Here is a 21,238-nt window from a genome sequence, read left to right as displayed (position 1 = left end):
CTTTATGAAGATAAATCAAATTATCATCAGTAATTATCGCGCTTTCTATACTGAAAAAGGAGAAGAACGGACAAAATATATAATTGATCTGAAGGATGGGAAAAACATGCTTATTTATGGTGAAAATGGAAGTGGTAAAAGTTCGTTTTATAAAGGGGTAAAGGATTTGTTCTATTCTTCTATTGACCCGAGTTACCGTTTAATTGAAAATGTTTTTGCAAAAAGTCTTGAGCTTGATGAACAACCTTTTATCGAGATTGCTTTTAAAGAAAATGGTCAACCGGATAAAACATATCGTTTTTCGTCTGATCCTCACAGAAATGTTGTTAATGACGAAATACTACGTTCTGTGGCCAGTGCCAGAAGCTTTATGACATACCGAGATCTTCTTAAGATTCATTTCATGAGTGATTCAGCGGTGAATCTCTTTGGTTTCCTGTTTGAAAGTGAAGGATTGCTGGCAGATTTACCTAATCCTGCTCCTTCAAGCCCTGAAACTAATCTGAAATTAAAAGACCTATTCCAGATTGTAAAATCAAATCCTGATGAAGTCAATGTCAAGGATTTTGTATCGGGTGTTAACCAAACACTGGAAGATCTGAGTACTATTCTTAATTCTCTTCTTAAATACTTTGATGAATCCATTTCAGTAACATTTCCCCAACTGACAGAAACATCGATCAAAAGTGGATTCCCAGTTATAAGCCTAAAGGTGAACTATTTTGGTGTTGACCTTAGTGATTCAACAGAGCAGTATCATCATTTTCTGAATGAAGCACGACTATCTGCATTAGCAATATGTATATTTCTTGCTGGTCATCTGTCTGTTCCCTCCCCTCAATTCAAAATGCTTTTTCTAGATGACATTTTCACTGGACTGGATATGTCGAACAGAATGCCGTTGCTGGATATTCTAACAGATCCGGTTATCAAAGGCACAGATGAAACATTTACAGGTCATCAGATTTTTTTAACTACTTATGATCGTCAATGGTATGAATTAGCTAAAAATGACATGGGAAATAGTAAGTGGTATTTTCATGAAATGTACATTGATCATCATTCGCAAGAATTTGATCATCCGATCTGGTTGCCCGCACAAAATGATTTCGAAAAAGCACAATACTATTTTAAAACCAAACAGTATCCTGCTTGTGCAAATTATCAGAGGAAAATATGTGAAAACTTGATTAAGCGATTTCTTCCCGATAACAAAAAGTACGATTCACTACCGAATGGAGAAATAGTTCCTGTTAATAAACTAGATACGTTTGTTACGAAACTTAAACTCTATTTGGAAGAAAATGGCTTGAGTTTTATACCTTTTATCAAACTTAGAAACTGCCTAAGGGTAGTAATGAATCCTTTATCGCATGATGACTTTGAAAGTCCTATCTATAAGAAAGAGTTACAATTAGTGTTTGAAATAATTGATGACTTGAAAGGGCTAAAGAATACTATTCTCATGAATGCTGGTGAAAAGATTATTATGAAAAAAACCAACCCTTCTACGGGTTTGGAGAGAGAATACGTATGTGAATTGACTACGCCAATACGTAGAATAGAACATGCACATGGGGTGAAAATTCCAGTATTCTATATTTTGCCTTTAACTCAAAAGGAAGGTGACCAGAGAAAGTGTAAAATTAGCTATGGAGGAAAATTTGAAGATATATATGGTATGTTCTGTCATTCACTAGGGGTAGAAAAAGCAACTGATCCATTTGATGATTTTATATTAAATGATGGTTCTAAAATGAATCAAATATTCGTTTATAATGAAAAGACATGAATTGACCCGTTTCAGGACAACTGTATTGCAGGATATTAATGATTCTATACATTTTGACCGAGTAGGGGGTATAAGAGAAGAGAAGTTTACAGAAATTGCGTTCGAATATCTAGAGCATGCGGGTGAGACAGAAGGAGCGATTCTCTGTCGCGAAATAAGAGAAAACAGTATTGGCAACCGTATTCATAAAATTAACGGTTATGCATTGAGTGAAGGATATGAAACTGTTGATCTTTTTATTACTGTATTTAAGGGGTCTGAAGATTTGGGTAGACTTTATTCAGATGAACTTAAAATGGCTGTAAGCCTGTGCACCCGTTTTCTACAAAATCTTCTAACGGGCAAGCTGGAAGGTATTGAAGAAACTGCTCCTGTGTTTGATCTAGTCAATACTATCCGTTCAATTGTGGATCAAATAGTCAGAGTGAACATATGCATTCTCTCTGACTATTTGATTCCGATTAATGTTTCGGGGCCATCTGATTTCAGTGGGATAAAGTTGAATTATCATGTAAGGGATATTGAATATTTTAAGCGTATACATACTTCCGGTTCAGGAAAGGAGGTCATAATTATAAATTTTATTGAAACCTTTAAAGAGTCGGTTCCATGTCTTCCCATGTCAGAGATAAATGACGATTATGATTCGTACCTATGCATTATACCTGCTTATATGCTGATAGATATATATCAAAACTATGGAGCACGTTTATTGGAACAAAACGTCCGTACCTTTTTGCAATTCAGAGGTAAAATTAACAAGGGGATCCGAGATACAATTCTTAAAGAACCACATATGTTTATGGCTTATAATAATGGTATTACTGCGACAGCAGAATTTGTGGAGCTTACAGATGACGAAAAAGGAATTGCTTCCATAAAGGATTTTCAGATCGTGAATGGCGGTCAGACCATAGCATCAATTTTTCAGACAAAAAGAAAGTATAAAACTGCAGATATAAGTTCTGTTTGTGTACAGGTAAAATTGTCTGTAATTAAGGATCAATTTCGTAAGCCGGAAATAGTTGCCCTTATTTCTAGATATGCTAATACTCAGAATAAAGTTTCTGAAGCGGATCTTTCATCGAATCATCCTTTTCATATTAAATTGGAGAATCTGTCAAGGAAAATATGGACCAATGCAGGCAAAGGGAAAAATCAGACACGTTGGTTTTATGAAAGAGCCAGAGGTCAGTATAATGACGAGCTATATCAGATTGATTCCAAGGCACAGGAAAAAAAATGGCTTGAGAGAAACCCTAAAAATCAGAAATTTGCAAAGGAAGACCTTGCCAGATTTTACAAGAGCTGGGAAATGGAACCCTGGTGGGTGGTACGTGGACGTCAAAAAAGTTTTATTGAATTTATGAAAGTAGCCAACGATATAGATGTAGATTCTATTTTTTATGAGAATATAATAGCTAAAGCAATTATATTCCGTTCAGCGGAACGTCTTTATGGAACTGGCGCAAAATCAATTGGAGATCTAAGGTATATGGTTGTACCATACACAGTGTCATGGATTAAGTTTAAAGTCGGAAACAACTTAAATCTTCATAAGATATGGAAAGATCAAGGACTATCAACAATATTCGAAAATTGTATATTATCAGTTCTGCGGAGGGTAGACGACTTCATGCGAGAAACTGCTCCGGGAGGTTTAATAGGAGAATGGGCAAAAAAAACTGAATGTTGGAATCGATTGAAGAGTCTATCTCTAGATATAGACTTTTCGAAATTAAATAAAGAGCTGTATGATAAGAAGGACACGAAAGAAAGATATACATCATTCACTCTGGATATCGAATTGAAAAATAGGATCCGTAATAAGCTAATGGAAATTGGTGTAGATGGATTAATAAGAATTAATTATTTAGGTGTAAAATCTAAGGACTTGAGTATTCATGATTCAAATATGATTTCGCGAATAATTAAGAAAATAGAGAGAGAAAAAGAATTAACAGAGAAAGAATTGCTAGCTGCATATAGAATACTTCAGAATTCAATTTGAGCTAATGGCTAAGGTCGGGAGGAGACTTGATTAGTGGTGGACTTATTTATTTTCTTGTGTCATTCAAGTGTTCAATTGTTGACATTAAGGTTGTTTCTAATGTCACAAACAAGTACCTTCTCGGTTGCTCAATGACATCATTTTTCTCAAGATAATTAGATAAACCCGTTTTTACTTTATTCAAACAGACCGTGTCCTCAAACAAAAACTCACCAATGTTTACAATTTCGTATCTGTGTCGCAGCAACTCCGTAAAATTGAATAATTGCTTATTTGAAATGCTCAAAATTGTGTCAAGTAATAATTTGTCGTCAGTATATTGAAAAAGTTCTTTTGAAAATTTATGCTTCTCAAATAAAGCAGCTAAAGCATATTCATCTTTATTAGTTAAACAATCAATTAGTTCGTTGCTATCTGCCACATACTCTTCTTTTTTTATCTCAGAATGAATTAGTTTTACTAGTTGCTTAATCTTGGTTACTTCAGGGTTATCATCGCCAAAATGCAACAGATTTTCTAAAACTCTATCATTTATTTGCTTTTTACCTTTTACTATTTCAAGTCCTACCTGCAAAATGTTGTCTATATCTTCTTTTGTTTCAGTTATTAGCTTGTTGTTTGAAAAGAAGTAAAAGAAATTGGCTATTTGCACGTAGTCATAAATCCAATACTGACCTTCTCTTGCATACTTTAAAACATTTCTTGATAGTTTTTTAAAGTCTTCATTAGATAGCTCGCGAAACTTGTAGTTTAATAAACTTCTGAAATCTTGGACTTCTTGAGAAATTACTTCTGGGTATCTCTTTTTAATTTCAGCATCTAAGTCTGTTTGATTTAAATAACCTGATAGTATGTATGAATAAACCGAAGGGTAGTAGAAATAATTTGCTATTCTCTTATCTAAATATTTCTCGTAAAAGATTTCAGCATAAGATTTATCTCTAACGGTCGTTTCCTTTTCTGATGCTCTCATTGTACGAGCTATATTTAATGAGTAATAGTGTTCATCAATAATATCAATTCCTTTAGGGTCTCTGTAATCAGCAGAAGTCAATTTACCTTTTTTAAACTCAATTGCTATCAATGCTGAAAAGAGAATGAGTTCTTGAATGTATTTTGCATCAACATCTTTGAATGAAGGAAACAGCTTTTCCAAGGTGTCTAAGTAAAAACCTACAATTCTTAGATTGTCCTGCTTGTATTCTACTAAAATATCTATTAAAACTTGTTTTTGTGAGAGTAAAAAGCTGTAGAAGTCAACATTGCCATTCTCATACTTTTTAAAGAGCTGTGGTAATGTTGCGGCAATGTTCAGTTCAAAATTCAAAACACGTCCAATGATCTTTTCTTTGATGTTGTTGTAGCCTTTTTGAGTTGTGTCAATGTTACTTTCATCTGCAAGAATTAGTGTTTTTAAACTTTTGTGTTCAACAAAATTATTGATGAACCCTAATACTTCTTTAATAGGGATTTGACAGCGTTCCAAATCATCAAAGCAAATTACATACTTGGAAAAGTTGAAAGAGTCAACGCTGACATCTTTAAAAATGTCCACCAAATTTGTTTTGAGAAAGGTCTTACTTGCTTGATTTATAATGTTAGTGACTAGCTTTGTAGCGTTTTGAAGCAGAGAACTTTCTTGATTGCCGATAAAAGGTATCAACCGCAGAAATAGTAAATGTTCAAGTGCATCTATTTTACTGATGCCATTCAAAGAGATAAAAATTGTCTTAAAACCATTTTTGACTGCTATGCCGTCTAAGCCGTATTTCCAAAAATATGTCTTGCCACATCCCCAACTTCCATTAAGCAAAATCGCATATTGCGTTTTGTCTGTCTTTAGGTAGTCTGTAAAAATTTTCTCAATATTATCTGTGTTCATTGCTTGTCGGTTTGAAGTATTGTACGGTCGTCCCTAAACTTACTGCCAACGTTCCGAAAACATTATTATTTGCGGATTGAGGAGACCTTTCCTGTCGAAAAGAACATTAGCTAATTTGGGTTGTAAAACTTGTTAACAACACTGAAACCGCAGTTGATTATATTTTGCTATTAGGAAAAGTAATTTTTAAAGTGAAATCGTTGTCTAATGGTTCTGTTATCATGTTTATAAATTCTGCATAATTCTTAATATCATCTTCATTAAGAATTTCATATTTAAGTTTTAGCATTTTTCCATATTGAATCTGAATCCTCTTTTTTGATAACTCTTCTTTCTCAAATATTGTAACAACTTTCGTATTAGTGCAAATAAAAATAACATATTCAATTTCAATATTTATAAATTGACGAATCAATTCCTCTTCATATTTATAAAACCAATTCTTCACAAAATTTCCTTTTTTTTGTCTAACTGTCGAAATAGAAAACCTGTATAATTTGGCTTCGGAGAACTAATATAGAATGCACCTTCTCTCTGGTCTGTGAAAATATATTTTGAATTAGAAAATAGATTATTCGGCAAAGCCATGTCAGGATTTGAAGAAATTGCTTTTAGAGAATTAATGTTGATATCAAAAATTATATAGCTTAAACTTGGCTGCCAAGATACTCTTTGTTTATCTAAATATAACGATGTAAAAGCACCGCCAATGCCTTCCTCTAACGTGTAATTCCAGACCCCATAGGCTTGCAACATTGAATTCACAGTAACTGAAATTTCTTTAGGATCCCATGAATCAAAATTTGCTGTTTGAGATTTCAGTTCTGTGAAATTATTCTGAAAAAGAGTAAAATGTGTCCCTTCTTTTCCAATGTAAGAAAATTCATTGCTACAAACTTCGAGTTCAATTGAATTTGAATGTTTTTTGCATAAAACTGGCATATTATTTTCAAAATAACCCAACAATATTTCAAAATCAATATCGTCAATATTTTCTAATGCATTTTCAACAATTTCGCTAAGAGACAGATCATAACTCTCATAAGTTTCAATATTTTCGATGAATGAATCTATGGAATTTGAATTCCCTGCTCCTCCAATTATTAGCCTATTATTTACACTAAAAAGCTTAATCTCGGACTGATAAACAACCCTCACATCATCTGAATATGAGTTTTCACCAAAAGAAGAAATCTGACTTATTTCATTAGAATTCCATTCTGTTATTGCTGTATCTGAGAATAAATATATATTGTCTTTTTCAATTAACCCTACTATAAATGTCATTTCATTATTTGGTTTTGTGGATTTCGCACTTCAATTTTGCCTATATCTGTCTGGAAAAGCCCGACTTTATCCATTAATAATAAGAAACAAGTCTGGATACTTCCCAAACATACCAATTCCCCATCATTTAAAAAATACCAACTACAGGGTATTTTTCACTAATAAAAATATTTCTTAATAATTCAAATCACTTCGCAACTTTGTAATAAAACACTTTTCCTTTTGGACTTTTTTTGGAGATTTTAAGCCATTCGAATTCCGTAGCTATCCTTTTAATAGCTTGTTCTAATGCACTATCCGTAAAAGTATTAACAAATAAGTCGCTAGCCTTTAGCCTTTTCTTGATGTCACTTAACCTTCTTTCCTTCGAAAAATATGAATCGTTTAAAAGCTGATCTTTTACAAATTGATGCGCATTGTGTTTTTTTGCTTCGCTAATGAAGTATTTAGGGTTCGCTGAATCATCATCTTTAAATTCAATTAGTTTTTTAACTTTAGATAGGTGGCTGGTTTTTACTGGGAATCTGTTTGAAATTTGAGATGAGGATAAATCAAATGAAATTGCAATTTTATTTAGCTTATTAGGTGAAATATTTGATGTTTTTAATATTGCTCTGTCAATTGTGGGCTTTGAGACTTTGGTATATTCAGCCAATCCATCAATGGTTAAGTCTGCTACTTCCATAATTAACTTTAGGTTCTGGGATATTGTTTCAGCTCTAGTTTCATCTATTTTGCTCATAATGAGCAAATGGAGAAATATTTTCTAGTACATTTTATATCAAATAGTTTTTTAAATGTACTTAAATTATTATATTTGGATTATCAGGTTTAGATAAACTCTGATGATGTTAGAATTATCAATTTGGTATTAATCAAAGAGTCTCGATCACAAATTCCGACAAGTTTGTAATAGGGAGAGAAGATAGATTAATGCCCAAGGGAATATTTTGCGTACTTTTGTATGCACTATAGCTCTTGGGCACTATCGATATCGTCCCTATAAGGCGTCGGAACCTTGTGATGCGGTTGAAGTAGTTGCCCTAGCTATAGTGTTACTTTTTCCGTAATCAGACTCGTTTTAATATTTTCCAAACATGAAAGCGAGCAAAATATACAGCCACCTGATCATTGAACCCTACTCCGATTTATTCGGAATGGCAGGACTGTGTCTATTTGCTTTGCGATCCGAGTCAGGAAAAAACCATCAGTCTGATCAGACAGAATCCCTCAAACCTACGGATGACCCAGGCCTCTCTGCCTTCGATATCCTCTTTGAGCGCAAGCCCAAGAACCCTATCTAAACCTACTTTACCAATGCGAGACGGGGCATCTACTTAGATACGTTTTTCCAAGGTCGATACGCCATGGATGTACCCGCACCCTTTCCGAAACTATCGCTACTGCAGGAGCACTGTCGGAAAGGAACCATATTCTAATTTCTTAGCCACTAGGAGCATTTCCCTGTTTCTGGACCCAGTTGGGGAAAACGCAGGTTTTTTCCAGGATGGGAGGGGTATGTGTTGTTTTTGAGATGCGAGAAGCTAGAAACGAGAGACTAGAAGCGAGAAACTAGAAGCGAGAAGCGAGAGGCGAGAAGCGAGAGGCAGAGAAGCGAAGCCTGTCCTAAAGGATTGCGGGAGGACATCTTAACCCTAGTTCGAGACATCTCTCTACGCCTCCCTGAGTTGGGAGGTAAATTCGATGTGACAGACGAGAAGCTAGATGCGAGAGACTAGAAGCGAGAAGAAAAAGTGTACAAAGTACGATGTACAATGTACAAAGTATTAAAGTCTGTCCTGATGGATATTGGGAAGAAATCTGAATCCTAGTTCGAGACATCTCGCTATGCTCGATGTGACTAATCCCCAATCAACCAATAACCTAATCAACTAATATCCTAATCTTAAAATCTTTCAATATTTCAAATCCCACTAACCCAATCCACTTATAACTAACACCCCATGAACTTTACTAGACCCCAAACCTTCCAACTTTCAAACTTTCCAACCTTCAAACCTCAATCAACCAATAACCTAATCCACTAATAACCAAATAAGCCATGGCAGCTACGGTGATATGTTTAACAATAAACCAAGTGATGCTAAACTGGGTTTGTGGCGAACCTCATACGCCACGCCCGTACTGCCAGGCTTTTTACGCTAAGTCATTTCGAACGCCAGTGAGAAATCTCAATCCTAGTTCGAGACATCTCGCTTTGCTCGATGTGACAATCCCTATCTAACAACTTTAACGCTTAACGAACCAATTCAACCAATAACCTAATCCACTTATAACTAATGTCCTAATCTTAAAATCTTTAGTAACCCAAATCTAATTACAAATGAAAAACATCTTATTGACAACACTCTTTTTGATGACAGCAAAAGTTGCTTTCCCCCAAACACCCCAACCAATGGTGCAGGAGGCATCCGCCTCTTCGCCATTGGTGACAATGGGGGAATTGCAGGTAGGTGACCAGGTTCCCGATTTCAAATTCACCAATGTACTCAACAGTCATGGTGAACCCATCAAAATATCCGATTACAAAGGCAAGCTTCTGATCCTTGACTTTTGGGCTACTTGGTGCGCCCCATGCGTGGCTTCCTTTCCGAAGTTGGATAGTTTGGACAAGGCTTTTGGGGATGATTTGGCGATCCTTCCCGTGACTTATCAAGACAAGGAGGAAGTAGAAAAGCTCTTTTCACGAATGGCTAAGCTGAAGGATATCAAAAAGCCAATGGTGTATGGGGATGATACCCTAAGGTCTATTTTTCCACACAGCTCACTACCTTATTATGTTTGGATAGATCGGGAGGGTAGGGTGGCTGCATATACAAACTCAGATGAGATCAACCCTGCCAACATCCATAAAGCGATAGCCGGAGATTACTCAGCAATCAGAAACGACAGGCAGCAAGCGAATGTATTCGAAAAAGACAAACCTCTAAGGGATCAGATCCCAGAAGTAAGCAAACCTATTTATCAATCTGGATTATGGGGACACATTCCGGGGTTTCCTTCCATGGCATCCATCTCCACATTTTTTGAAGAGGGGGACCATAATATTAGGATTTACCTTACGAATATCCCCTTGACTGTTCTTTATAGGTATTCACACAGGGACGGTGGAAAGTCCCTTAATAGCAAGAATGTAGATGTCCAGGTTAAGAATGACAACTATTTTGAAGATTTAGAGAAGATGTCAACCACCGAAATGACCGAATGGACAAAAAAATATACTTTCACATACGAACTGGAAGTTGCCAGAGAATTTAAAGACAAAATCTGGGACATTTTTAAAGCTGATCTCAGACTGCTATTTCCCCAATACAAGGCAGGGAAGGAACTTCGGGTAGTCCCTTGCTATGCCCTGATTGCCATGGACGGTTTTACCCCCAAAACGAATGGCGGACAGCCGATAGATAATGTAACGCCCTACGAGGCCATCATTCAGAATAAGACCCTTGGTTTTTTGGTCGGACATCTCAATCTCAAATACTTGCAGCACTTGGACAAGGTGCTTGTCGACCAGACTGGGTATAACAAACCTCTGGATTTGCATCTACAATGTAATATGTCTGATATGGAGTCCATTAAAAAGGCCTTACTACCCCATGGACTGGACATTATAGAGACTACGACAGAACAGGAGATCCTCGTGATCTCCGACAATCAAATATCCCCCAACCAAATCCCATAAACCCCCATGAAAAAAAATTACTTCATTTTAATATTCCTGACTTGCTTTGGGTTTGAAGGCTGGTCTCAGGACATCGCCACCTTGAAGGGGCAGGTGAACAGCAAAAAGGATGGATTGCCTTTGCCGGGGGCAAGTGTGTCATTCAAAGGTGAATCAAAAGGGACCATTACAGATGCAGATGGACTGTTTACCCTCAATTTGCCAATGGGTGAGTCGGTATTGTTGATCAGCTACATTGGTTTTGATACCTATGAACTGGTAGTCTCTATGCCATATCAAGAATTGCTGCAGATCGATCTGGAAGAGGTGGGGCTGGATATTGATGGGGTAGAGATCGTTTCTACAGGCTACCAACAACTCTCCAAGGAAAGGGCTACTGGCTCTTTTGTAAGTATCGGCGAAGACCTGATCAACCGGAGGGTATCTACAAACCTGATCGATAGGTTGGCAGATGTGACATCCGGCCTGATACTCAACAGATCCAATGCAGACCCAATAGGCATAAGGGGGCGAAGCACACTGTTTGCCAATCCAAACCCACTGGTCATCATAGACGACTTTCCCTATGATGGCCCCCTGGAAAATATAAACCCCAACGATGTGGAGAGCATTACTGTCCTCAAAGATGCAGCTGCGGCATCTATTTGGGGGGCAAGGGCTGGAAATGGGGTTATCGTCATCAAGACCAAAAAAGGCAGCGTCAAATCTCCCATAAGGATAAGCCTAAACACCAATATTACCACCACGGAAATGCCTGACTTTTTTTACAGGCCACAGATGTCTGTCAACGATTACATAGACACAGAGATAACCCTCTTCAACAACAATTTTTTCAATTCCAGGATCAACAATCCAAGAAGGTTGGCATTGAGTCCCGTCGTCGAACTGCTCCTTAGCCACAGAAACGGAGAGATTACAGAAGATAAAATGAACCAACAGATCAATGCATTCAGACAAATGGATGCCAGGGATCAATACAATGAATTTTACCAAAACAATGTGTTCAGCCAAACGGCATTGAATCTCAGTGGTGGGTCTGATTTCTTCCACTTCAATACATCCATAGGATTTGACGATAACAAATCCTCATCCATTGGGGATCAAAACAACAGGTTCACTATCAACAGCAACCAAACCTTGTTGATGCTTAACAATCGGCTTAAGCTCAATTCAGGGATCAGCATAGTCCAAACCCGCAAGACGAATAACAGTATTGACCCAACAAGGTTTATGCTTTCAAGCACCGATCCCAGATTGTACCCATATGCGTCTTTCAGGGGTGATCATGGGGAAGCGTTGGCGATTCCAAAAGATTATAGAACATCCTATATCAATAGCCTGGATGGATTGGGTTTGAAGGATTGGGCCTATAGACCGCTTGAAGAAACCAGCCTTATGAATAACGTGGAAAGGCAAAATGAAGTCAGGCTGAACCTAAACACCAACTATAAAATCCTTAAAAACCTGGCAGTGGACGTAAGGTATCAATATTGGACAAACCGAAATAACCGGGTTGGAATTCATCACCAAAATTCCTATTTCGCAAGAAACCTCATCAATAGTTTTTCATATACGGACAATACAGGGAATATTTTAAGCCATATCCCAGATGGTGGGATACACAACCAAAGTTTGGCAGAAGGATACAGCCATACTTTTAGGGCCAACCTGGCATATGACAACACTTGGGGCACAGATCATCAGTTGACGGCATTGGCGGGATATGAGGCCAAGGACTTTCAATCCAAAGGCCACAATTCCAGGCAATATGGTTACGAAGAAGAAATTGCTGGTGTCAGGCCTGTGGATTACCTATCCAACTTCCCGATGTACTTTGCGCAAAATACCTTTCAAAGAATCCCTTATGGGGATAGCCAATCTGGGGTAATAGACAGGTTTATATCATATTTTGCCAATGTGGGATACGAATACAAAAAACGATACCTGCTTTCTCTATCCGCAAGAAAAGACCAGTCTAACTTATTTGGCGTTGAGACCAATATGCGTGGTGTTCCGCTTTGGTCTGCCGGTTTGGGTTGGATCATTTCAGAAGAAAATTTCTTTGGCTCGGAGCTATTGCCTTATCTGAAAGTCAGGGCGACTTATGGTTACAATGGCAATGTTGACAATTCTCTGTCTGCCTTCACTACTGCGAGGTTTTCTCCCAGCAGTCCATTTACGGGCTTGCCTTATTCCACGATAGAAAATCCACCCAACCCAAACTTACGCTGGGAGAGGCTGAGTATGCTCAATCTTGCACTGGATTTTTCCACCAAAAACAACCGGATCGGTGGTACCATGGAATATTACCGGAGGGATGGGCAAGACATGATAGGATTCGCTGCTGTAGCACCCTCTGCGGGGGTGAGAAATTTCCGTGGCAATACAGCCACCATCAAAGGAGCGGGTGTTGATTTTGAATTGAACAGCTTGAACATTGATAGGGGATTGAAATGGAATACAGCCTTTTTGTTCAACTACTACCAAGATGAAGTGACAGGCTATAGCACGGATCACCCCGTCAATACAATTTTGAACTTTGGCGCCACCTCCATGTACCCTGTTACGGGATATGGCATGTTTCCGGTTTTCTCATATAGATGGGCAGGGTTAGATCCCGACAATGGCAATCCCCAGGGGATATTGGATGGGGAGGTTAGCACAGATTACTTGGTTATTATCAGGGAAACAGGCCTTGAAGATTTAGTTTACCATGGGACAGCCAGACCAAATGTGTTTGGGGCATTAAGGAACGATTTCTCTTGGAAAGGATTCAGCCTATCGGTCAATCTTTCCTATAGGTTGGGCTATTACTACAGAAGGGAATCCATTATTTACAGCAACCATAGGGGGCTTGGAGGCCATGGTGATTATGCCCAAAGGTGGCAAAGCCCAGGCGACGAATTGATCACCAATGTACCATCGATTCCAAATGCAACCAATACAAACAGGGACAATGTCTACAGATTCTCAGAAGCTTTGGTTGAGCGTGGAGATCATATCAGGTTACAGGACATTAGGATAGCATACGGTTTTGAGAAGATTAGATGGCAGGCATTGCCTTTCAGAAGTGCTGAAGTTTATTTCTACGCAAATAACCTGGGAATACTTTGGAAGGCAAGCCAAGATCCTATTGACCCTGATTTCAGGTCTATGAGACCCCTTAGAAGCTTGGCAGGAGGGCTGAAGATCAACTTCTAGCTCCATATCTACCGTCACTATAACCATAAAAGCAATCTAAACCCTGAAATCACCAATCCTAAGGCCTCCCCGTCCAATTTTCCTCAAAAAGGTTAACGATGAATATAAACCCAAGTAGTACGGAGACACAGAAGGTGACGATGCTACTGGACGGTGGAGAGGGGGAGTTCTCTCCATAGCTCCCCAGGCCGGTATTGATTCCACTCTCTAACCTGCCGGCCCCCTTTATTATTGGGTAAACCAAAAATAGAGAAAAGTGCCAAAGCTTTTCCCTTTTGAACAATGGGGCGATTTACAAAAACAATAGACAAGTGGAATCGCGAATGACGGATATGTGACACATTGGGATGCCCCAATAGCTTCAGGCAACATGCAAGACAGATTACCAGATCATTAGAATCAAAATTACAAAACAGATGAAAAAACAAATTTACATTATCATAGTCGCCATATTTACATTAGGCTGTCAAGGGTTTTTGGATGAAAAACCTCAAAAATCACTTGTGGTACCATCATCACTTTCTGATTTGCAGGCATTGATGGACAATGAACTGTTATTGATGAATCTTTCCCCGGGAATACCGACAATTTTATCGGATGAGTATTTACTCAAGGAAGATGTCCTGCAAAGTATCTCTGAACCATCCGAGAGAAATGGATATGTATGGGCTGACGATTTGTATGAGAGTGGCTCCAATGTTGATTGGGTAGGAATGTATGAGCAAATATTCTATTCAAACGTTGTTTTGGAAACCTTGGAAACGATAGAAAGGACCCAATCAAACAGCACCCAATACGATCAGATAAAAGGAAGTGCGGTTTTTTACAGAGCTCACGCCTATTTCAATTTACTGACCTTGTTTGCTGCGATGCCCCAAGATGGAGCAGAGCTCGATAAGTATGGTCTGATATTCAAGGAATCTGCAGCAATAGAAAGCCCTCCCCTCAGAATGTCCGTATCTGATTCTTATGCTTTTGTCGAAGCCCAGCTACAACTTGCCCATGGTTTGTTGCAGGAATCAAATAGTATTAAAACAAGACCTTCCAAGCTGGCTGTAAAGTCAATATTGGCGAGGTTTTATTTGTTCCAAGGGGAATTTTCAAAAGCCGAAGATGCTGCGGATTACGTTTTGGACAGATATAATATTTTAATTGATTATCATGGAATCAACCCAAGTGCTGCTTCTACATTTCCCAGGTTCAATGATGAAGTGATTTACCACTCAAATACAATTTCATACCTGTCTAACTTCATTGGGGAAATATCTCCCAGCCTCTATGACAAATATGATAATGAAGACCTCAGAAAGCCAAGGTTTTTTAATGTTAACCAAAGTACGGGAAGGATAACTTTCAAAGGAAGCTATACAGGCTTGTTTACATTGTTTAGTGGAATGACTACAGCAGAGCTTTATTTGATTTTGGCAGAATGTAAAATCAGAAATGGAAGTATGATAGAAGGGGTGGGGCTTTTGAATGCATTGAGAAAAAATCGATATGAAATTTCTACTTTCAATGAAGTTTCATTTACAGATCCTACCGAAGCACTTCGAGAGGTATTTGAAGAGAGAACCAGGGAGCTTGCGTTGAGAAGTTTGAGCTGGTATGATTTAAGAAGGTTAAACCATGAACCAAGCTTTCAGAGGATATTGTCAAAAAAAGTCGGTTCCCAAACCTATACCCTTTTGCCCAATGATTTGTTTTATATCCTACCATTGATTGACATTGAAATCCAGACCTATGGGTTAGAGCAAAACCCATAATTCAAGTGGAGGGCAGTACCCTCCACCTGATATCAAAATTTGAGATTTATGGAGCCGGTGTATATATGCCAAATATCTCACTGTCTTCGACTACCTCACCCAATTCCGGGTCATTGTCTACAAGTTGGACGGTACAGATTGGGGAAGACCCACTGCAAGTGTAATGAACTCCCATTTGTCCTTCGACCAATGTCCATTCGTCATCGACCAATCTGAACCTTGGCTCTTCATCATTCTTCGGCGTCGTAAAAGCAAACGCCGCCACTACAGCAAGCATCACAAGGCTTGCTTTAATCAAATTTTCAATGTAACTTTTCATAACATTAATATTTACAGTTGTTAATAGACCACCGGTCGTTTTGGATTTCCTCCCTGCCGGGGGAGGAATGTTCTCCTTTGGAGAGGGACGATCGGTGTTTTTTTGATCCCCCTGCTGTTGCCTGGCAACTACCTCGTAGCTTCACAGGCTGTACATTTCTTTTGTTTTTCGATATTTGATGTTCATGTCCTGAATTTACTTGACACTTTTTTTATACTTACGTCCTCGTTATAGAGGCAAGTCATTTCGACTAGAGGAGCCTGTCCCGCAGGATTGCGGGAAGAAATCTCGTACTGAATTTCACACTCCAACTTCAATTTTAACTTTCCAGTTTCAAATAGGGACGAGACCTCTCCTGCCGTCGAGGTGACGTAACCGCAGACAAAACTTACGCTTGTCTCAAGTCTTGTTTCTTGCCTCTCGCCTCTTGTTTCTCGTTTCTTGCCTCTCGCATCTCGCTTCTTGTCTCTAGTTTCTTGTCTCACATCTCACGTCTCTAATCCTTATCAACCCTACCACCCCAATACCCATCAGCACTATATTGAACACCAAATGCTCCCCCCATCCCAGGGATGAAATGACTCCTCCACAAGAGCAAGGGACCCTGCCAAACACCCCTGTCATGATCAATCCCACATATCCCGTGAACAATGCCATCAGGATGACGGAAAGCAGCAACCCCGATTTTGCTGTATTCTTGGATAGGAGCATGGCAGCTATAACCAACTCCAAGGCAGGTATCACATAAAGCAAGGCTTCGGCAAACCAGATTGGAAAGACTTGGTTGTACAATGACCTCCTTGTCCCCTCCCAATCATACACCTTACTGACGGCTGTATAGATAAAGACAATTGCCAGTAGCCATGTGCAGATTGTAGCTATGGTATGCTTTTGGTTTATCCTTATCTGTGTCACATTGGTCAGGTTTTCAGAAGTTTAATGATTGAATCTATATGGAATTTTCAAAACAGTCAAAAAAAAATGGCAGTAAATCCATAAAACATAAAACTTCCTGCCATATGGCATACCAAATCGTAATATTTTCAATAACCAACGACTTTTTTTCCCCTCCTACCATAAAAATACCAGTGTCTCCACAAGGCTTGGATCCCCACAGACCTAAGAACACTTGCCTCTCCATAAGCCTCTCTATCCCATGGTTTATGTCCCGGTCCATGGTTTGTGTCCTCACAAACCATAAAAACATCTCTGTCCCCACAGGCCATAAGTTCCCGTCCTGAAATTCAATGGCACTTTGTTGTGAAGACCTTCGAGGTATTTTAAAACCTCAAATCTTGAGTCTTATATCTTATGTCCCCGATATCCGCTTGGGCAGGCTTTGTGTGTCAAATCCCACCTTTCTTCCCTCTCTTTTCCCTTTAACGTTATTTTCGACTGCCAAATGGCATAAATAATACATTTTATACTTAAATATTTACTAGTTGACTTGCATTTTTGGATATTTTAAATCAAAATTGTTTGTAGTTATTTTGATGAGAGTGGATTCTCAAATTGTTCTGGTCTGGAATACTGCCAATTTGCTGTACAGGTATCGTGTTTCGGTTTATGCTCAGGTTTGGGCAAATATCAAGTATTGTTTTGTCAAGACTTTTAAGCTGAATGGATGGAAGAGTTAATCAACCAGATGAAAAAAGATTATGATAAACTTTTTGTCATCGATCGCAAGGAGTATGTCAGACTCTTTGAATATCTTGAAATTAGAACCTTCAGTAAAGGGGAGGTTATAAAAAACCACGACGAGGTAGAAGTAGTAAGTAGATACGTACACTCTGGAGAGATCGCACTTTATGAATACAAATCTAAGGACCTACTTTGTAGGAGGATATTCAATCCCCAGGAGATAGCCTGTGATTTTGAATCTTATTGGTCAGAATCGAACTCAAATATTTTACTCAAAGCTTTTACCGATGTCAAAGTCAGTGAATTGGCAAAGTTCAAAGAATTTGAGGTAATCGAAAGTATTCCTGAATTTGCAAAGTTGGCACTCAGAATCAACCATCGAAATACCAAGATTGATCATCAATGGAGGAGGCTTCATTGGATGGACAAAAAAGAAGCTTACAAAGCGCTTCAAAGACTCAGTTCTGTTTTTAGCTTGATTTCGGTTAAGGATATTAGTACGATACTGAATATTCCTGAGCGTACTGTTTTTAGACTTAGAAAAGAACTAACAAAGGAATAGATGTATTCCTTTAAATCTAGCGTTTTTTGAACCACAAATTTATCCTGATATGGAAATTATTTATCCCTTTTCAACTAGTGTGAACCCGCTTTCAGAAGAGATTGATAAGAAAGTCATTGATTGGGCAGAAGATATTGGCTTGTTGCATACAAGGGAAATGACCAATATAGTCATTCAAATGAAAATCAATTGGTTTGCATCTTGTCTTTATCCCAAAGCAGACAGCATTCGCTTATTGCCTATTTCAAAACTGTTTCTGATTTTATTCTTATTGGACGACTTTATCGACAACAGGGCAGACCCCCCAAATAGAGGCTTTGTTTTTCAATTATTTAAAGATTTCGTTGATATACTATATGGGAGAGAAGTAAAGCTAAAAAACCCATATACAACCGCCTTTTCATCTTTTTGTACGGAATGGAAAGCTATAGTAGAAGCCAAGGGATTTAAGGTTTTCTCTCATTACTTTATTGAATATATAAGTTTCCAGACCTGGGAGATTGATTTGAACAGGAAAAATGAAATACCTTCCACCAACCAATACTCATGCAATAGGCCAATTGCTTCTGGGGCATATTTGGCGGTCTACTTCCTTAGGGATATGCATAATTTAATTTCTGTAGATGACCTTTCAATTGCTATTCAATTAAAAGATTTGGAAGCCAAAGCTACCCTTTTGATCTGCTTGGCAAACGACCTTACCTCTTTCTACAAAGAACTCAAAGAGGGCTCATTTTACAATTATGTGATTATACTGATCAAAAAGTATGGTGTTTTGACAAGCACAGCAATCTCAATGGCCGAAAAAAAGCATCATAGCATATTGTTTCAGTTTAACCAACACTGCTCTTATATAGTAAAATCTCCAGAAACTAGACTGCCTTATTACCTAGACTCTTTGAAATCGATGATAGCAGGAAGCAATTATTGGTCATATATGGAGACCAATAGATACTACCATATGGCCAATGGTAAAATTATTTGAGGTGCGAATGAATTCGCTCACATATTCAAACTATTGGGGGAATACAGAAATTCTGGATTCCTCTAAACATGATCTGCAAAACTGTTTTGTTCGTGTGATTAAAGGCAATAAAAAGAAAGTACTTATTCATACTTCACCAACAAGGAATTTATTTCCCACTTAGAGATAAAACCCATGTTTAAGAAAAGATGCGTCATTTATCCGAAAGACATCCAAAGGATGACAGATAAATCCGAGAGATACTCGCAGGATCTGCTCAATAAGGTACGCATATACTTCAATAAAGAATCCCACCAGTTTGTTACCATCAAAGAATTCTCCAAGTTCTCTGGCATCCCCATCGAAGAAATAGAACCCTATATATAATCTAGCACTACTCCATGGTTTGTGTCTCCACAGACCATAACTCTACCCTATGGTTTGTGCCTCCACAGACCATACATTCTCATCCTGAAATTCCAAGACACTTTTTAATTTCTTTTCTGTATCACCGAAAACATTCAATTGCCTCCCGTACCGAAAGCATTCGATACGGGACAGGCTTTTCAGGCCATGCTAGACGCATCTCTGTCTTGATTAGGATGATTGTAAAATACAATATTACTCTGTTTAAATACAATTTATTTCTGAAAACAACCCTGTTTTAGACCTCTTTCTTCCGACTATCTCCCGACCGTGTCCCGTGTCTCTCCCGACCATTCGCCGACTTTTGGCGAAAAATAAAGAAACCATATAAATATTCTTATATTGTACTTTTCCAAGATTCCTCGAATCAATCATCATCCACCCCATGGTATGTGTCCCCACAGACCTTATCTACTTAGGCATCTCATTGAGACTTCACCATTCGATGTTTTTTGTCCCCGATATGCATAGGTGTCACGTCCCGGAAATAGTTGACACTTTTTTTATACTTAACTCCTCGTTTTATAGGCAAGTCATTTCGAACCTGTCTCACTTTAGGGAGGCAAAGGGAGAAATCTCGAACTGAATTTCACACCCCAACTTCAATTTTCACTTGCCTTCTTCAAAGAAGGGACGAGACCTCTCCTTCCATCGAGGTGACGTAGTCGTAGAAAGACATGTCACTGTCTTGCATCTTGTCTCTCGCTTCTCGCTTCTAGTCTATTTGACTCTTGTTTCTTCTCTCTTCACCTTTCCCTCTCAAATCCCTCCCCAACCTGTCCCAAAACCGCAGATAACGCAAAACCAAGCAATCAGGGTGATTTTACGCAATAATATACTACATCCGCTAGAACCGCATATTGGTTTCATTACAAGTTGGTTATCACTCATATTTGATCATGTTTCACACAAAAACCAATTAAATTATGGCAAAACAAACAGGAATAATTACACTTAGCGGCAATGTTGGGAAATTGAATTTCTTCAAAAACCGCGATGGCTATCAAGCCAGGGAAAAAGGTGGCGTATCGAAGTCCAGGATAATGACCGACCCTAGGTACGCGAGGACCAGGGAAAATATTGCTGAGTTCAAGACGGCGGCAGAAGCAGTCAGGTTGCTGAAGGATAGCATCAGGCCTGCCATCTTGAAAATATCCGATTCTAGGATCCACCAGAGGCTTGTCAAAAGAATGCTCGAAATCCTCAGGACGGATCCTGTCAACAATCGGGGAGAAAGATCGGTGGCAGAAGGAGACTGGGATCTTTTGCAAGGTTTGGAAATGAACGCCAAAGCTGGGCTGACTTCTGTATTACGCCCAGATATTGCAATCAATAATGCTGTCGGTGATTGGGACGTATCCATACCACCTTTTCTTCCAAGGGATTTTATTCTTATTCCTGAAGGGGCGTCCCATTTCAGGATATTTGTGGCTGGAGCCTCAGTTGATTTTTCAACTGGCACCAAGAATTTCCTCACTGTTTCTTCAGGGGAGATGTCGATAAATTCACAAACCACAGTTTTGCAGTTGGCGATTGATAAGGCCACGCTGGTTGATCCCAACAAAGTATTCCTTTTGGGTATAGAGTTCTTGCAAGAGGTCAATGGACTGTATTATGCACTTTCAAACGGTGCCCACAATGCAGCAGCAATCATGATGGTCCAAAAAGACTAAACCATGAAATCAAG

The 21,238-nt window shown here is 38.6% G+C and carries 16 protein-coding genes; 10 read left to right on the top strand and 6 right to left on the bottom strand.

Going from position 1 to position 21,238, the window contains the following annotated elements; all coding sequences use genetic code 11:
* The first annotated feature begins 4 nt into the window (after nt 1–4).
* Together ACFSKL_RS10255 and ACFSKL_RS10250 are read left to right on the top strand one after the other, a co-directional pair.
* On the top strand, nt 5–1,792 hold the full coding sequence (locus ACFSKL_RS10255) for an AAA family ATPase (RefSeq protein ID WP_376885951.1): 1,788 nt from the start codon (nt 5–7) through the stop codon (nt 1,790–1,792).
* A complete protein-coding gene (locus tag ACFSKL_RS10250; RefSeq protein ID WP_376885950.1) occupies nt 1,779–3,803 on the top strand; it encodes an AIPR family protein in 2,025 nt (674 codons plus the stop codon). Before ACFSKL_RS10255 ends, ACFSKL_RS10250 begins: the two co-directional genes overlap by 14 nt.
* Nucleotides 3,804–3,849: 46 nt before the next feature.
* On the opposite strand, the gene ACFSKL_RS10245 is transcribed toward ACFSKL_RS10250, so the two are convergent.
* From ACFSKL_RS10245 to ACFSKL_RS10230, 4 genes are all read right to left on the bottom strand, one after another.
* Nucleotides 3,850–5,685 carry a P-loop NTPase fold protein gene (locus ACFSKL_RS10245; RefSeq protein WP_376885949.1) on the bottom strand — a complete coding sequence of 612 codons (1,836 nt, stop codon included), beginning with the start codon at nt 5,683–5,685 and terminating at the stop codon, nt 3,850–3,852.
* Nucleotides 5,686–5,842: 157 nt separating this feature from the next.
* On the bottom strand, nt 5,843–6,133 hold the full coding sequence (locus tag ACFSKL_RS10240) for a hypothetical protein (protein WP_376885948.1): 291 nt from the start codon (nt 6,131–6,133) through the stop codon (nt 5,843–5,845).
* On the bottom strand, nt 6,130–6,972 hold the full coding sequence (locus ACFSKL_RS10235; protein WP_376885947.1) for a hypothetical protein: 843 nt from the start codon (nt 6,970–6,972) through the stop codon (nt 6,130–6,132). The genes ACFSKL_RS10240 and ACFSKL_RS10235 overlap by 4 nt, the downstream gene beginning before the upstream one ends.
* A 187-nt stretch (nt 6,973–7,159) precedes the next feature.
* Nucleotides 7,160–7,714: a hypothetical protein gene (locus tag ACFSKL_RS10230; RefSeq protein WP_376885946.1), complete on the bottom strand. Its 555-nt coding sequence runs from the start codon at nt 7,712–7,714 to the stop codon at nt 7,160–7,162.
* A 355-nt stretch (nt 7,715–8,069) separates the two neighbouring features.
* Here ACFSKL_RS10230 and ACFSKL_RS10225 point away from each other — a divergent pair, with 355 nt between their 5' ends.
* The 4 genes from ACFSKL_RS10225 (at nt 8,070) to ACFSKL_RS10210 (ending at nt 15,639) form a co-directional block, all read left to right on the top strand.
* Nucleotides 8,070–8,276, top strand: coding sequence for a hypothetical protein (locus ACFSKL_RS10225; RefSeq protein WP_376885945.1), 207 nt, complete (start codon nt 8,070–8,072; stop codon nt 8,274–8,276).
* Nucleotides 8,277–9,316: 1,040 nt separating this feature from the next.
* Nucleotides 9,317–10,675 carry a TlpA family protein disulfide reductase gene (locus ACFSKL_RS10220; protein ID WP_376885944.1) on the top strand — a complete coding sequence of 453 codons (1,359 nt, stop codon included), beginning with the start codon at nt 9,317–9,319 and terminating at the stop codon, nt 10,673–10,675.
* Between the two features lie 6 nt (nt 10,676–10,681).
* A complete protein-coding gene (locus tag ACFSKL_RS10215; RefSeq protein ID WP_376885943.1) occupies nt 10,682–13,876 on the top strand; it encodes a SusC/RagA family TonB-linked outer membrane protein in 3,195 nt (1,064 codons plus the stop codon).
* A 416-nt stretch (nt 13,877–14,292) separates the two neighbouring features.
* On the top strand, nt 14,293–15,639 hold the full coding sequence (locus ACFSKL_RS10210; RefSeq protein ID WP_376885942.1) for a RagB/SusD family nutrient uptake outer membrane protein: 1,347 nt from the start codon (nt 14,293–14,295) through the stop codon (nt 15,637–15,639).
* Between the two features lie 46 nt (nt 15,640–15,685).
* Here the strand turns inward: ACFSKL_RS10210 and ACFSKL_RS10205 are convergent, their stop codons facing one another.
* Nucleotides 15,686–15,958, bottom strand: coding sequence for a DUF6520 family protein (locus ACFSKL_RS10205; RefSeq protein ID WP_376885941.1), 273 nt, complete (start codon nt 15,956–15,958; stop codon nt 15,686–15,688).
* Nucleotides 15,959–16,426: 468 nt separating this feature from the next.
* The gene (locus ACFSKL_RS10200) at nt 16,427–16,873 is read right to left on the bottom strand and encodes a MauE/DoxX family redox-associated membrane protein (RefSeq protein ID WP_376885940.1); all 447 of its coding nucleotides are present in this window, start codon (nt 16,871–16,873) and stop codon (nt 16,427–16,429) included.
* 709 nt (nt 16,874–17,582) lie between these two features.
* Between ACFSKL_RS10200 and ACFSKL_RS10195 the strand changes: the two genes are divergently transcribed.
* From ACFSKL_RS10195 to ACFSKL_RS10180, 4 genes are all read left to right on the top strand, one after another.
* Nucleotides 17,583–18,161 carry a cyclic nucleotide-binding domain-containing protein gene (locus ACFSKL_RS10195; protein WP_376885938.1) on the top strand — a complete coding sequence of 193 codons (579 nt, stop codon included), beginning with the start codon at nt 17,583–17,585 and terminating at the stop codon, nt 18,159–18,161.
* A 49-nt stretch (nt 18,162–18,210) separates the two neighbouring features.
* Nucleotides 18,211–19,146 carry a terpene synthase family protein gene (locus ACFSKL_RS10190; protein ID WP_376885936.1) on the top strand — a complete coding sequence of 312 codons (936 nt, stop codon included), beginning with the start codon at nt 18,211–18,213 and terminating at the stop codon, nt 19,144–19,146.
* Nucleotides 19,147–19,320: 174 nt separating this feature from the next.
* Nucleotides 19,321–19,512: a hypothetical protein gene (locus ACFSKL_RS10185; protein WP_376885934.1), complete on the top strand. Its 192-nt coding sequence runs from the start codon at nt 19,321–19,323 to the stop codon at nt 19,510–19,512.
* A 965-nt stretch (nt 19,513–20,477) separates the two neighbouring features.
* Complete coding sequence (locus ACFSKL_RS10180) at nt 20,478–21,224, top strand: hypothetical protein (RefSeq protein WP_376885932.1); 747 nt, start codon at nt 20,478–20,480, stop codon at nt 21,222–21,224.
* Nucleotides 21,225–21,238 lie beyond the last annotated feature (14 nt).

The sequence above is a fragment of the Belliella marina genome, assembly GCF_042682445.1.
In the GTDB taxonomy this organism is placed as follows: Bacteria; Bacteroidota; Bacteroidia; order Cytophagales; family Cyclobacteriaceae; genus Belliella; species Belliella marina.
This window is presented reverse-complemented; position numbering and strand designations above follow the sequence as displayed.